Below are 13750 nucleotides of genomic sequence, written 5' to 3' on the forward strand. Positions count from 1 at the left end.
GATGGAGCAGACGAAGCACATCGCCTTGCACGGCCAGCTGGTCGAGCTGCTGCCCATGCAGGCCGGGCACGCGCCGCAGCTGCTGCAGGCGGCGGCCGATGGCGAACTGTGGAACATGACGGTCACCGTGGTGCCGGGGCCCGCCACCATGGCCGCCTGCATCGCCACGGCGCTGGAAGGCCGGCGCGCGGGCACCGTCATGCCCTTCGTCATCGTGCAAAAGTCCACGGGCGCCATCGTCGGCAGCACGCGCTTCTGGAAAATCGACCGTATCAACCGCAAGATGGAAATCGGCCACACCTGGCTGGCCGCCTCCGTGCAGCGTTCGGGCGTGAACACGGAAGCGAAATTGCTGCTGCTGACGCATGCCTTCGAAGCCATGCAGGCCGTGCGCGTGCAACTGACCACCGACGAGCTGAACGAAAAATCGCGCGCCGCCATTGTGCGCCTGGGCGCCGTGCAGGAAGGCATCGTGCGCCACGAACGCATCATGCCGGACGGACGCAAGCGCAACTCCGTGCGTTTCAGCATCATCGATACGGAATGGGACGCGGTGAAGGCGGGGCTGGAAGGAAGGCTGGGGCGCTAATGCAAAAAAACCCGCAGCATCTGGCGATGGGCGGGTTTCATCATGTACTACGAATGTTCTGTGGTGCCGGGAGCCGGAATCGAACCGGCACGCTGTTTCCAGCGCGGGATTTTGAGTCCCGTGCGTCTACCTATTCCGCCATCCCGGCAACGCGAGACGCATTATCACTGATTTGTCACAATCTGGCAAGTTTTATGCTTGGCGTGTGTTTTAGATAAGCAATGAGAATCGTTGAAAGCGCCGATTCCAGCGCAAGAAGCGGAGTGCCGCGCCTGGCTTGCCGTCCTATCGTATTCCTTCATTTACCTGGAGGGATATCCCATGAAGCAACTGGACAACAAGGTCGCCATCATCACGGGCGCCAGCTCGGGCATCGGGCATGCGGCGGCGCGGCTGTTTGCCGGCCATGGCGCGCGGCTGGTGCTGGTGGCGCGGCGGCAGGCGGAACTCGATGCGCTGGTGGCGCAGCTGGCGGGCGGCGGCGCGCAAGCCGTGGCCTGCGCCGGCGATGTGGGCGATGCGGCGTGCGCGCAGGAGGCCGTGGCGCTGGCGCTGCAACGCTTTGGCGGCCTCGATATCGCGTTTAATAATGCGGGCGCCCTGGGACCCATGGGACCCACGCCGGAAGTCGCCCTGGAAGACTGGCGGGCGGCGCTCGATACCAATCTCACCAGTGCCTTCCTGGCGGCCAAATACCAGCTGCCCGCCATGGCGGCGCGTGGCGGCGGCTCGCTGATTTTTACATCGACCTTCGTCGGCCATACGCTGGGCATGTCCGGCATGGCGGCGTATGCGGCCAGCAAGGCGGGCGTGATCGGCTTGACGAAGGCCCTGGCGGCCGAGTGCGGCGCGGCGGGTATCCGCGTGAATGCCCTGCTGCCGGGCGGCACCGATACACCGATGGGGAGGCAAGTGGCCAGTACGCCCGAGGCGCTGGCCTTCGTGGCGGGCCTGCATGCCTTGAAACGCCTGGCCACGCCGGACGAGATCGCCCGCTCGGCCCTGTACCTGGCGTCCGATGCGTCGAGCTTTACCACCGGCACGGCGCTGCTGGCCGATGGCGGCGTGTCCAGCGTGCGCGCCTGAGCGATACGTAACGCGGCACCGGAAACGCCGACGGCCCGGGGATGAGCCGGGCCGTCGGTGTCTTGCAGCTTGCGCTATATCAAGCTCAGTTGTGAACCGAGTTCAGCTGGCGCGCGATGATGTCGTGATTGAGCCAGACGACGGGTGCTTGCGGCTCCGACATGGCGTGGAACATCAGCGGGCCCGTGCCTTCCAGGACCAGCGAGCTCAGGTGGTCGGTGATCAGTTCCTTGCGGTCCTTGTGCAGCTTGGTGATGTCGTCCGAGGTGCCGATCATGACTTCGGCCAGTTCCGGGGTGTTGTCCATCGGCCAGGCGGCAAAGTTGCGGAACTGCACGCTGGTGGCGTCGCCATTGTAGGCGGCGATACGGTCAAGCAAATCTTGCAGCGAGACGCCGTCTTCCAGCAAGCCCTGGCAGATCTTCCACTGTTCTTCGGCCCAGGCCGCGCCGCCTTCTTTTTTCAGCGCGTCGAGCAGGGGGAACAGCGACAGTTCCACGCCCACAAAAATGTCGGACGAGTTGGTGCGGATTTCCGGGCAGTTGAAGACGGTTGCCTTGATGCCTTTTTCCCACGCGGCCTTGGCCACGTTTTCCAGGCGCATCTTGGCCAGGCCTTGCGTGTAGTTGCTGTAGGTTTGCCACTGGTATTTACCGTCGATCAAGATCTCCGTGCCGTGGTAGCCGTAGGCGCTGTAGCGCACCTGGCCGCCCGTTTTCTCGATGCGGGCGCGGATCGCGGCGCTGCCGTCGATCAGGTGCTGCAGGGTGTTGGCCGTGACTTCGTCGAAGTTCATCAGGATCAGCTTGCCCAGGTCGCTGTCGAGCAGGGCGCGCGAGGACATGAAGCGCTCGCCGCGGCCCTTGTAGATGCGGTTGGCGATGGCCAGGAAGACTTTGACTTTCGGAATGCCGCCGGCCATGGTGTGGGCGAAATACACATTGCTGCCGTCAGGAATCAGGCTGTCCAGCTCGGCCATGGCTTTCGCCACGGAAGCGCTGAAGCGGGCGATGCCGGCTTCGCGGCAGCGTTCGATCTGCGCCCAGTCCAGTTTGTCTTCCTGCCAGCTCTTCAGGGTCATGTCGGCCAGCAGGGCCGTCGGGGTCGGCTCGCCGGCCGGCGCGTCGAGGTCGAAGCCGGCCATCAGCGGCACATTGATGATGCGGCCGCCCAGGTTGGCTTCCGCTTCCGCCAGCTCTTCCGCGTTCAGCGGGCGCAGCGCCATGTTTTCATCGCGGCGGCCCACCGTCATGCCGACGATATTCATGCCCGCCTTGCGCGCTTCGTCCAGCAAGCCATTCACATAGCCGCGGCCGAACAGCTCGCCGAACAGCACAAAGGTGTCGCCCTTGCGGAAGATATTTTTTTGCGGGATGTCTCTTAAGGACGTGATCTCGGTCATGGTATCAATTCATTCAAAAATTAGCGGGGCAGACGGCTAAACGCGCTGCCCGCTGGTTCAACATAGTGTGAAATTATGCGCCATTTCAGCGTGGAAAATCCTGTTGCGAACGATTCTCGTCTGGAATGGCATTTTCTTCTTCGTGCAGTTCTTATTCTTTCGCCATGGCGTATTTTACGCTGCCGCAGCGTACAACGCCCGCAGGCAGGGCCAGATAAGCCCGGCAGGCGCCGATATTACCTCAGCTTGGTCATGCTGGTCAGTAAAATTGATTTAAAACAAATCCTGCTGCCCGGACACCAGGCGCGAAAAATCGTCGCCCAGGAACGGCAGTATCGCGTCGGCCACCGGTTGCAGCTGGCGCGTCAGGTAATGGTGGTAATCGATGGGCGAACGCTGCGTTTCCAGCGGTTCCGGCCCCGCCACCGTGATCACATAGCTGATCCAGCCGCCGTTCTGGTATTGCAGCGGCCGCCCCTGCGCCAGATTGTAGGCGTCGGCCGTGCGCGCCGCGCGCACGTGGGGCGGCACGTTGCGCTGGTAATCGTCGAGGGGGCGGCGCAGGCGCTTGCGGTAGACCAATAAAGCGTCGAATTCGCCGCGCACCGTGCGCGCCACGTAGTCGCGCACATAGTCCTGGTAGGCATTGCGCTGGAAGATGCGCCTATATAGATCCTGCTGGAATTGCTGCGCCAGCGGCGTCCAGTCGCTGCGCACCGTTTCCAGGCCCTTGTAGACCATCTCTTCGCTGCCGTCGGGCTTGCCCACCAGGCCCGCGTAGCGCTTCTTGCTGCCTTCTTCCGAGCCGCGGATGGTGGGCATCAGGAAGCGCCGGTAATGCGTCTCGAATTCCAGTTCCAGCGCATTGTCCAGGCCAAACTCTGCGCGCAGATGCGCGTCCCACCAGGCGTTGACGTGCGCCACCAGGGCGCGGCCGATCTTGCCCGCCTCGTCATCCGTATGCGCTGTCTTGAGCCACACGAAGGTGGAGTCCGTGTCGCCGTAGATCACCTGGTAGCCCTGCTCGGTGATCAGTTCGCGCGTGCGGTGCATGATGTCGTGGCCGCGCAGGGTGATCGACGAGGCCAGGCGCGGGTCGAAGAAGCGGCAGCCGCTGGACCCCAGCACGCCGTAAAACGCGTTCATGATGATCTTGAGCGCTTGCGACAGCGGTGCGTTGCGCTCGCGCTTGGCCGCTTCGCGCCCCTGCCACACCTGTTGCACGATGGCGGGCAGGCAGTGTTTGATGCGCGAAAACTGCGCGCCCCGGTAGCCGGGCACGGTATCGGCCTCGTCGCCGCCGGTGCCCACGACCAGGCCCACGGGATCGATCAGGAAAGTGCGGATGATGGACGGGTACAGGCTTTTATAGTCGAGCACGAGCACGGAATCGTACAGGCCCGACTGCGAATCCATGACGAAGCCGCCCGGGCTGTTCTCGCCCGAGACATCGCCCAGGTTGGGCGCCACGTAGCCTTGCCGGTGCATCAGCGGCAGGTACAGGTGTTCGAAGGCGGCCACGGAGCCGCCGCTGCGGTCGGCCGCCAGACCCGTCACGCTGGCCCGCTCCAGCAAAAAAGTCAGCAATTCGGTTTTCGCAAAGATGCGCGTGACCAGTTCGCAATCCTTGAGGTTGTAGCGGGCCAGGGCCGGCTTGTCTTCGCGGAAGCGCCGGTCGATCTCGGCCATGCGCTGGTAGGGATTGTCGATGGACTTGCCTTCGCCCAACAAGGTCTGCGCCACGTTTTCCAGGCTGAACGAGGAGAAATTCCACGTGGCCGACTTCAGCGCCTCGATGCCGTCGATGATCAGCCGTCCCGCGGCGGCGGCAAAATAGTGTTCCTGCTTGCCGCCGTGCTCGCGCCATTCCATGACGGCGCCGCCCCGTCCCAGCCGCAGGGGCACTTGATAGCGCTCGGCATGTTGCTTGAGCACGCGCAAGTCGAACTGCACCAGGTTCCAGCCGATGATGGCGTCCGGATCGTGGCGTTCCATCCACGCGTTCAGGCGCTCAAGGATCTGCGCGCGCGAATCGCAGTATTCGAGGTCGAAATCGCGTTCCCCGTCGACGCCGTTTGGCGGCCCCAGCATGTAGACCTGGCGCTGGCCGCAGCCTTCCAGGGCCAGCGAATACAGTTCGCCGTGGGCCGTCGTCTCGATATCGAGCGATACCAGTTTTAGTGCGGGACGGTAGCCGGCAGCGGGTTTCAACTGGACGTTCTCGCCCGGGTTGGCGCCGTCAAATGCCACCGGCGCCGTAATAAAACGCTCCATCAGATAGCGCTCGGGCGGACGGATATCGGCTTCGTACACGTCGACGCCATGCGCGCGCAGCTGCTTTTCCAGCTTCAGCAAGTGCCGGTATTGCTTGCAATACAAGCCCAGCACGGGACGGTGGTGAAAGTCGGACAGCGACAGGGGGCGCAGCTCGGCATGGCGTTCGCCGCGCAGCAGCAGTTCCGCCTGTTCGCGCTGCTCCATGGGAATGAAGGCCACGGCCGTCTGCACGGGCAGGCGCACGTGGCGGGGCCCGGCATCTGTTGCCAACCAGAAATCGACCTCCGTGCCGGCGCTGGTGTCGCGCCAGTGGCGGGTGAGGATGAAGCCCTGTTCGGGCGGGTGCTGCGTGTTGCCTGTCATGGTGCCGTCAGTTGCCGTGGGTATCGTGTGTGCCGGTCTGCACATTACAGCAAGCCGGTGCAGGGTGGGGGCGGTTGCGGCTATAATTTTTGTAGTCGATGACCATAAGAAGAGCGCGTCGCGCCATTACCCTGGAGACAGCATGCAAGCAATGAGTTATGTACACGGCGCCCACGGGACGCCGTTGATCGGCGAAACGATAGGCGCTTACCTCGATGGCATCGCCGCCCGCTACGGCCAGCACGATGCGCTGATCGTGGCGCACCAGAACGTGCGCTGGACGTATGCCCAGTTCCAGCAGCGCGTGCACCGCCTGGCCGCCGGCTTGCTGAAGCTGGGCCTGCAGCCGGGCGACCGGGTCGGCATCTGGTCGCAGAACTGCGCCGAGTGGGTGCTCACGCAGTTTGCCACGGCAAAGGCCGGCTTGATCATGGTCAACATCAATCCCGCCTACCGCCGTTCGGAACTCGAATACGTGCTCGACAAGGTGCAGTGCAGCGCGCTGATTTTATCGCCCAGCTTCAAGTCCAGCGACTACCTGGCCATCGTGCAGGACGTGGTGCCGGAGATCGCCCGTGCGCGCGCCGGCGCCCTGCAATCGCCGCGCCTGCCGCAGCTGCGCCACGTCATCCGCCTGGGCACGGCCGCCACGCCCGGCATGCACCAGTTTGATGCCTTGATGGACGGCATCACCGACGCCGACCTGGCGCACCTGGCAGAAGTGAGCGCTACCTTGCAGTTTGACGATGCCGTCAACATTCAGTTCACGTCCGGCACCACGGGCGCGCCCAAGGGCGCCACCTTGACGCATCACAATATCCTGAATAACGGTTTTTTCATCGGCGAAGCGATGCGCCTCACGCAACAGGACCGCTTGTGCATTCCCGTGCCCCTGTACCACTGTTTCGGCATGGTGCTGGGCAACCTGGCCTGCGTCACGCATGGCGCGGCCATGGTGTTTCCCGGCGAAGGCTTCGATCCGAAAGCCGTGCTCGAGACGGTGCAGGCCGAACGCTGCACGGGCTTGCACGGCGTGCCGACCATGTTCATCGCCATCCTCGATCATCCTGATTTCAAGCAATACGATCTGTCGAATTTGCGCACCGGCATCATGGCAGGTTCACCGTGCCCGATGGAAGTCATGACGAGGGTTATCGAGCTGATGCACATGGCGGAAATTACCATTGCGTATGGCATGACGGAAACCTCGCCCGTCAGTTTCCAGACGGCGATCGAAGACCCGCGCGAAATGCGCGTCTCGTCCATCGGCCGCGTGCACCCGCACCTGGAAGTGAAAATCGTCGATGCGGAAGGGCGCATCGTGCCGCGCGGCGAAAAGGGCGAATTGCTCACGCGCGGCTATTCCGTGATGCAGGGCTACTGGGGCGATCCTGAAAAAACCGCGGAAGCCATCGACACGGCGCGCTGGATGCACACGGGCGACCTGGCCGTGATCGACGACAACGGTTTTTGCAGCATCGTGGGACGCTCGAAAGACATGGTCATCCGCGGCGGCGAAAACATCTACCCGCGCGAAGTGGAAGAATTCCTGTACCGCCACCCCAGCGTGCTCGACGTGCAATGCGTGGGGGTGCCCGATGCCAAGTATGGTGAAGAGTTGTGCGCCTGCATTATCTTGCGGCCGGGCATGCAAGCCACCAGCGAGGATATCCGCGCCTTTTGCGATGGCCAGATCGCGTATTACAAGATTCCCCGCTATGTGCGCTTCGTCGAAGAGTTTCCCATGACGGTGACGGGCAAGATCCAGAAATACTTGCTGCGCAAGCAGGTGGCCACGGATCTGGGGCTGGGCGCGGACTAGGCTTTTCGGCTGCCCATAAAAAACACCGGGACGCTCGCGCGGCCCGGTGTTTTTTTATTGGTCCGGCGTGAAGCTTAGGCCAGCGCGGCTTGCGGTGCGCGTGCTGGCGTGCGGCGGCGCATGAATGCCAGCAAGCCCAGGCCGGCCAGCAGCATGGCGTAGGTGCCTGGTTCAGGCACGGCCGAGACGTTGACCGTGTTGAAGCCGGAACCGTTCATGGAAACGTGGCCATAGTTGATCGAGCTGACGGAATTGGCGACCAGGGTGCCGTTCATGCTGCCCGAGCCGGAAAACGCGGCGTTCGGCGCCAGGATGCTGCCGTTGATGCCAACGTTGTTCAGGTTGGTGGTGGTGGCGTTGGAGAAGTTGAACAGCGTGCGGTCGGCGAAGCTGCCGAAGTTGTCGAAGCCGCCGCTCATGGTGATGTTGGTGGCCGTGCCGTTGATGATGATGCTGGCCGTGCTTTTCAGCGAGGACAGGTCCAGGGTCAGGTTATGCAGGTTCGACGCATCGATGTTGAAGATATTGACGTCGGCGTTGACATTGCCTACCAGGGTCATGTTGCCGTACTGGGAGACCACGGTGCCGTTCGATTGCAGCTTGGCCACATCGCCCGACAGGGTCGTCAGCTGCTGCTTGGCGCCCGCAAAGTCCAGGGTGGAGGCATTGCCCTTGCTGAAGGTGCCCGTTGGGTACCACGATGGCGCCGTCACGGTGCCGTTGGCATTGCTGACGCCGTATACGCCCGTACCGCTGATGGTGCCGTTGCCGATGTTCAGGCTGTTACCGGCGACCAGCGTGTTGGCGGCGCTGCCGGCTTTCTTGTTGGTACCGACGCTGTAGCTGTCCAGGTAGATATTGCCGCCCGCGGCCAGGCTGCCGCCCACGCTGGTGAAGCCGCTGGAGCCGCTGCTGCCGATATTGCCGAAGATGAAGGCCGAGTAGCCGTTGGCGACGCCGAGGTCAATCACGGTCGCCTGGGCCGAGGCGCTGAAGGAGAAGGCAAACAGGGCGGCGCTGATGAGCGGCAAGGTGCGTGTGGAAAATAATTTCATGAATAATCTCATAGTAAATTGGGGGACGAATCGGGCGGGAAAGCAAGACACCGCCATCGCGCAAGCCATCATTATAATCTAAAAAACAATTCTAGTTCAATTTAGGTAATTAACTATATTTAAAAGCAACACTTTTTCCGTCGCCGGCGCTGGTCTGGCGGGCAACAAAAAACCGGGACTGGCCCGGTTTTTTGCTGCTTATCTGACGCGCTGGTACAGGCGGAAGCGTTCCACGTCATCGGTGGGGCGGCGCCCTTCCCACAGTTTGATCCAGTCCGCGCCGTGGTGCTCGGGCAGCTGTTCCTTGCTGTCGGGAACCTTGATGCTATCTTGCAACAGGAACACATCGCATTGCTGCTGTCCCACGCTGGCAAACGGCAAGTGGCCGAAGTAGGCGAACGAGGCGCGCTGGGCGGCGCCCACATTGCTGTTGATGCATTTGCTGCCTGGCGGCAGGTGGATGGAAATCTGGTGCGCCACGCTGGCGTAGCTCTTGCTGTAGTTCAGCTGGGGCAGGAACAAGGTCATGATCAGTACCCAGATCAGGATCAGGCCGCCGGACGACAGCACCACGGCGCGCCACAGCACGGCCGGCTGGCGCGAAATGCGCCAGTGCACCAGCGCCACCCAGCCTGCGCTGACGCAGGCGGCCACGAAAAAGGCCAGCACGTCCAGTTCGGGTTTGAATCCTGGCAACAGTTTCAAGGCATTGTGGGCCAGGCGCGGCGGCCAGCCCGTCAGCGTGGCGAACCAGAACAGCCACAGCGTGGCCGCGCAAATGGTCAGCACCATCACGGAGAACCAGTCGATGGCGTTGATGGCGCCCCGTTTCATGGTCAGCAAGCCAAACGCCGCCATCACGGCCAGCGGCGGCAGCAGGGGCAGCAGCTGGCTGGGGTCGGGATCGGGATGGGACAGGCCCAGGATGGCCAGCATGGCGACAAAGGTCAGCGGCACGACGATGTGCAGCACGTGGTGCTGGCGGCGCCAGGCATACACGGCCCAGGCGGCGAAAGGCCACGCCGGCCAGAAGAACCAGATGCCGACACGCAAGAAATACTGCACGCTCTTCAGGCTCGGGGCGCTGAACTGGCGGCAATTCCACTCCATCCATGCCTGGATCGGCGAATGGCCGTATGGCTTCAGCCATTCGCCCGGCAGCAGCCAGACCAGGGTCAGCGCGGCGCCGATCAGGATGGCCAGCACCAGGTGGCGCACGCTGCGCAGCAGCGGCAGGCGCAGGAATACGGTGCACAGCAGCAGGGCGATGCTCAGCGCTGCCGGCGTGATCCAGCCGCGCGTGAGGGTCAGGCCGCCCAGCGCCAGGCCCAGCAGGGCCGCATTGCGCACGGACGGGCCTTCCACGTAGCGTACGGCGCGGTACAGCAGGTAAGCCATCAGGGAAACAAACAGTGCTTCGGCCGTGATGTCGTGGCTGTGCTGCAGCAGGCCCAGGCAGCCTAAATAGATGAGGACGGCGGCATCGGCCAGGGTGCGGCCGAAGTCGTCCGGCTCGGGTTGGCCGCCAAACGCCAGGCGCAGCGGCTGGGCGTCGTTGCGGCGGCCCAGGTTGAAGGCCGTGTACCAGACGGACAGGGTGCTGACGACGAAGATGCCGATGGTCGACATGCGCGCGCCGAAGACGTCGCCAGCGATCCAGCCGAACAGCTTGATGAAGATGGCGCCCAGCCAGAAGGCCAGCGGGCCCTCGTCCGGCACCGACAGGCCGGCCACGTTGGGCCACAGCCAGTCGTTCAGGCCGCCATGCGCCATGGTCCACATGATGCCGAAACTGGCGGCGTCATCGTTCTTCCACGGTTCGCGGCCGATCAGGCCAGGCAGGATGTACAGCAGGCCGAGCGCAAACAAGGCCCATCGTGGCAGCGCGAGTGTGGCAGCGGCGGGAAGGCGGACTGGCTTCATCGATAGTCGGTATCAGAAAAAAATGGCAAGACGCGACGAATGGCGTCGGGTATGCGCGAGTATAAAGTAAAGCGGCCAAAGACAAAAAAGGCAGCCGTAGCTGCCTTTTCTCTGGTAGCCGAAGCTGCCCTTCTTTGCCGCAGAGCGGCAAAAATCAGCCTGCTGCGACTGCGGTTTTCGAACCAACGGAACCGAACTTCTGACGGAACTTCTCGACGCGACCAGCGGTATCGACGATTTTGTGCTTGCCCGTGAAGAATGGGTGCGATTCAGCCGAAACCTCGATCTTCACCAGTGGGTAGTCCTTACCTTCGTGGTTGATCGTTTCGCGGGTTTGGATGGTCGAGCGGGTAACGAATTTGAAATCGCACGACAGATCGTGGAAAACAACTTCGCGGTATTCTGGATGGGTATCGACTTTCATGGGATTCTCTCTAAGTAGGTAGCCAAACAGCACTTCGTCGGTCGTCTTGCTTCTTGACCCGATTGCCGATCACTTGCCAGGGTTTAAAATAATGCAACCGTCGATTATATAGCGCTTTCCGGCCGGCGGCAATAAAAAAGCCGCTCCAGGAGCGGCTTGGGCCGGTAGCGCCTTGATATGACGCCACCGAGGGGAGGGAAACCGTAGCGAGCAGGCCCGATGTACGGCCGAGTAGCGCAGCTGTACGAAGGTACAGCGAGCAACACAGGCCGTAGAGCGGGACGCGCAGTAGGTTTACCCCCCTCGGCGCATCATGTCGAAGAACTCGGCGTTGTTCTTCGTTGCTTTCATCTTGTCGAGAATGAACTCCATTGCCTCGATCTCGTCCATCGAGTACAGCAACTTGCGCAGAATCCAGATTTTTTGCAGCTCGTTCGGCTTGATCAGCAGTTCTTCGCGGCGGGTACCCGATTTGTTCAGGTTAATTGCCGGATAGACACGTTTCTCGGCCAGGCGGCGTTCCAGGTGGACTTCCATGTTGCCGGTACCCTTGAATTCTTCAAAGATCACGTCATCCATGCGCGAACCCGTTTCGATCAGCGCCGTGGCGATGATGGTCAGCGAGCCGCCTTCTTCGATATTGCGCGCGGCGCCGAAGAAGCGTTTTGGACGTTGCAGCGCGTTCGCGTCGACACCGCCGGTCAGTACCTTGCCCGAGGCAGGGATGACGGTGTTGTAGGCGCGCGCCAGGCGGGTGATCGAGTCGAGCAGGATCACCACGTCTTTTTTCATTTCCACCAGGCGCTTGGCTTTTTCCAGCACCATCTCGGCCACTTGCACGTGGCGCGTGGCCGGCTCGTCGAAGGTCGAGGCGACGACTTCGCCGCGCACGGAACGTTGCATTTCGGTAACTTCTTCCGGACGTTCGTCGATCAGCAGCACGATCAGCGTGATATCGGGGTGGTTCGCCGTGATCGCATGCGCGATGTGCTGCAGGATCACGGATTTACCGGATTTCGGCGATGCCACCAGCAGGCCGCGCTGGCCTTTGCCGATCGGGGCGATCAGGTCGATGATGCGGCCGGTGATGTTTTCCTGGCCATTCATTTCACGTTCCAGGCGCAGCGGCTCGTTCGGATGCAGCGGCGTCAGGTTTTCAAACAGGATGCGGTGCTTCGAGGCTTCCGGCGATTCGCCGTTGACCTTGTCTACTTTGACCAGTGCGAAATAGCGTTCGCCATCTTTCGGGGTCCGTACCTCGCCTTCGATCGAATCGCCGGTGTGCAGGTTGAAGCGGCGGATTTGCGAAGGGGAGATGTAAATGTCGTCGGTGGACGCCATGTAGCTGGCGTCGGGCGAGCGCAGGAAGCCGAAGCCGTCAGGCAGCACTTCCAGGGCGCCGTCGCCAAAAATCTGTTCGCCGGACTTGGCGCGTTTTTTCAGGATAGCGAACATCAGCTCCTGTTTGCGCAAGCGGGCTGCGTTGTCAATGTCAAGACCGATCGCCATCTCAAGCAGGGCGGATACGTGTAGGGCCTTTAGTTCGGATAAATGCATATGTGTTGAGTGTCCCGAGACGGGATGTAAAGGTAGGGGAGGGGACTGCGTGGCTTGATTAATTATTCGGGAAGGTTTTGCATGAATGGTAGCAAAGCCGCTTTCCGGTGTGTCCAATCAGGCGGCGCTGCGGGCGCAGCGCTGCCCATCATACATTAAATGTTGCTGTCGACGAAAGTGGTCAACTGGCCCTTGGCCATGGCGCCCACTTTTTGAGCAGCTGCAACACCATCCTTGAACAGGATCAGGGTCGGGATGCCGCGGATGCCGAACTTGGCAGGCACAGCCTGGTTGGCGTCCACGTCCATCTTGGCGATCACGATGCGGCCCGCATATTCCTTGGCCACTTCTTCCAGGATCGGGGCGATGGCCTTGCAGGGACCGCACCACTCTGCCCAGAAGTCGACCAGTACTGGCACTTCGGATTTCAGGACGTCTGCTTCAAAAGATGCATCGCTAATGTGTTTGATATATTCGCTCATATTTTCCTCAAATGAGGGTGGGATCAATAATGCCTGGAATTAACCATACGCTGGTTCGCCATCCATGCTTCCTGGAATGCAGTTAGAAGATGGGGGCAATGGGCACAAATTCAATGTTCTTGGAAGGTGCGACCAGAGGTATGCAGGCGGGGATGGCTGAAATAATAACCCATTTTTTCAAAGCGTGGCGATTATTGCAGAAAAACTTGCGGCAGATCGTCCCCGCGCGTGCCGGCATGGCGGCAAAGCCGCATGCCTGCTGGCCCGCAGCGCCGTGTCCGCCCTTGCGGCCAGCCTCCACGCTCAGGCTTGGACGCTGGCCAGGCGCGCCGTGTGCTGCAGTTGCAAGTTCACCATGAGCTGCAATTCCGCGCTTTCCATCGGCTTGCGGAAGGTGCCCAAGATATGCAGGCCATTGGCCACGGCCAGGCGTTCGGCCGCCAGGCGCACGGCCGAGTGCAGGCCCGACAGCAGAACCACGCCGCCGCGGAAGCCATTGTCCGCCGCCATGCGCAGGAATTCGATGCCGTCGATGTCGGGCATGGACAGGTCGCAGATCAGCAGGTCGGGCTGGTGCTGCTTCAGGGTGGCCAGCGCCTGTTCGCTGTGCGACTCGCAGCGGATGTCGAACGGGCCCATTTGCTCGAGCATGTCGCTGAGCACGTCGAGCATGAAAACGTCGTCGTCCAGCAGCAGCACGCGCAACGGTGCCAGGCCTGCTTCGTTCTGTTCGCGGACTGCTTGGTTTGATACTGTATTCATCGTCATGT

At 61.8% G+C, this 13750-nt stretch carries 11 protein-coding genes and 1 tRNA gene; 3 read left to right on the forward strand and 9 right to left on the reverse strand.

Annotated features, from left to right (window positions below; genetic code table 11):
- The first annotated feature begins 1 nt into the window (after window position 1).
- A complete protein-coding gene (locus GCN74_RS01410; RefSeq protein ID WP_152254992.1) occupies window positions 2-589 on the forward strand; it encodes a GNAT family N-acetyltransferase in 588 nt (195 codons plus the stop codon).
- 61 nt (window positions 590-650) lie between these two features.
- Here the strand turns inward: GCN74_RS01410 and GCN74_RS01415 are convergent.
- Window positions 651-737: transfer RNA gene (locus tag GCN74_RS01415), tRNA-Leu, on the reverse strand.
- Window positions 738-910: 173 nt separating this feature from the next.
- On the opposite strand from GCN74_RS01415, the gene GCN74_RS01420 reads away from it, so the two are divergent.
- Window positions 911-1675: an SDR family oxidoreductase gene (locus tag GCN74_RS01420; RefSeq protein ID WP_152254993.1), complete on the forward strand. Its 765-nt coding sequence runs from the start codon at window positions 911-913 to the stop codon at window positions 1673-1675.
- A gap of 85 nt (window positions 1676-1760) precedes the next feature.
- Here the strand turns inward: GCN74_RS01420 and GCN74_RS01425 are convergent, their stop codons facing one another.
- Window positions 1761-3077: an enoyl-acyl carrier protein reductase FabMG gene (locus GCN74_RS01425; protein ID WP_152254994.1), complete on the reverse strand. Its 1317-nt coding sequence runs from the start codon at window positions 3075-3077 to the stop codon at window positions 1761-1763.
- Between the two features lie 273 nt (window positions 3078-3350).
- Window positions 3351-5717 carry a DNA polymerase II gene (locus tag GCN74_RS01430; protein ID WP_152254995.1) on the reverse strand — a complete coding sequence of 789 codons (2367 nt, stop codon included), beginning with the start codon at window positions 5715-5717 and terminating at the stop codon, window positions 3351-3353.
- Between the two features lie 142 nt (window positions 5718-5859).
- On the opposite strand from GCN74_RS01430, the gene GCN74_RS01435 reads away from it, so the two are divergent.
- Window positions 5860-7539 (forward strand): AMP-binding protein, encoded by a 1680-nt coding sequence (locus tag GCN74_RS01435; protein WP_152254996.1) that lies wholly within the window; start codon window positions 5860-5862, stop codon window positions 7537-7539.
- Between the two features lie 74 nt (window positions 7540-7613).
- Here the strand turns inward: GCN74_RS01435 and GCN74_RS01440 are convergent, their stop codons facing one another.
- From GCN74_RS01440 to GCN74_RS01465, 6 genes are all read right to left on the reverse strand, one after another.
- Window positions 7614-8594, reverse strand: coding sequence for a choice-of-anchor A family protein (locus GCN74_RS01440; RefSeq protein ID WP_152254997.1), 981 nt, complete (start codon window positions 8592-8594; stop codon window positions 7614-7616).
- Between the two features lie 198 nt (window positions 8595-8792).
- Entirely contained in the window at window positions 8793-10517 is a 1725-nt protein-coding gene (locus GCN74_RS01445) for an ArnT family glycosyltransferase (RefSeq protein ID WP_152254998.1), read from the reverse strand.
- A gap of 154 nt (window positions 10518-10671) precedes the next feature.
- Window positions 10672-10941, reverse strand: a complete 270-nt coding sequence (locus tag GCN74_RS01450; protein WP_086137204.1) for a type B 50S ribosomal protein L31 — start codon at window positions 10939-10941, stop codon at window positions 10672-10674.
- Window positions 10942-11235: 294 nt separating this feature from the next.
- The gene (gene rho, locus GCN74_RS01455) at window positions 11236-12498 is read right to left on the reverse strand and encodes a transcription termination factor Rho (protein ID WP_010401543.1); all 1263 of its coding nucleotides are present in this window, start codon (window positions 12496-12498) and stop codon (window positions 11236-11238) included.
- Window positions 12499-12653: 155 nt separating this feature from the next.
- The gene (trxA, locus tag GCN74_RS01460) at window positions 12654-12980 is read right to left on the reverse strand and encodes a thioredoxin TrxA (RefSeq protein ID WP_152254999.1); all 327 of its coding nucleotides are present in this window, start codon (window positions 12978-12980) and stop codon (window positions 12654-12656) included.
- Window positions 12981-13283: 303 nt separating this feature from the next.
- Window positions 13284-13742, reverse strand: a complete 459-nt coding sequence (locus GCN74_RS01465; RefSeq protein ID WP_152255000.1) for a response regulator — start codon at window positions 13740-13742, stop codon at window positions 13284-13286.
- Window positions 13743-13750 lie beyond the last annotated feature (8 nt).

This window comes from Janthinobacterium sp. FT14W (assembly GCF_009208755.1).
GTDB lineage: Bacteria > Pseudomonadota > Gammaproteobacteria > Burkholderiales > Burkholderiaceae_D > Janthinobacterium > Janthinobacterium violaceinigrum.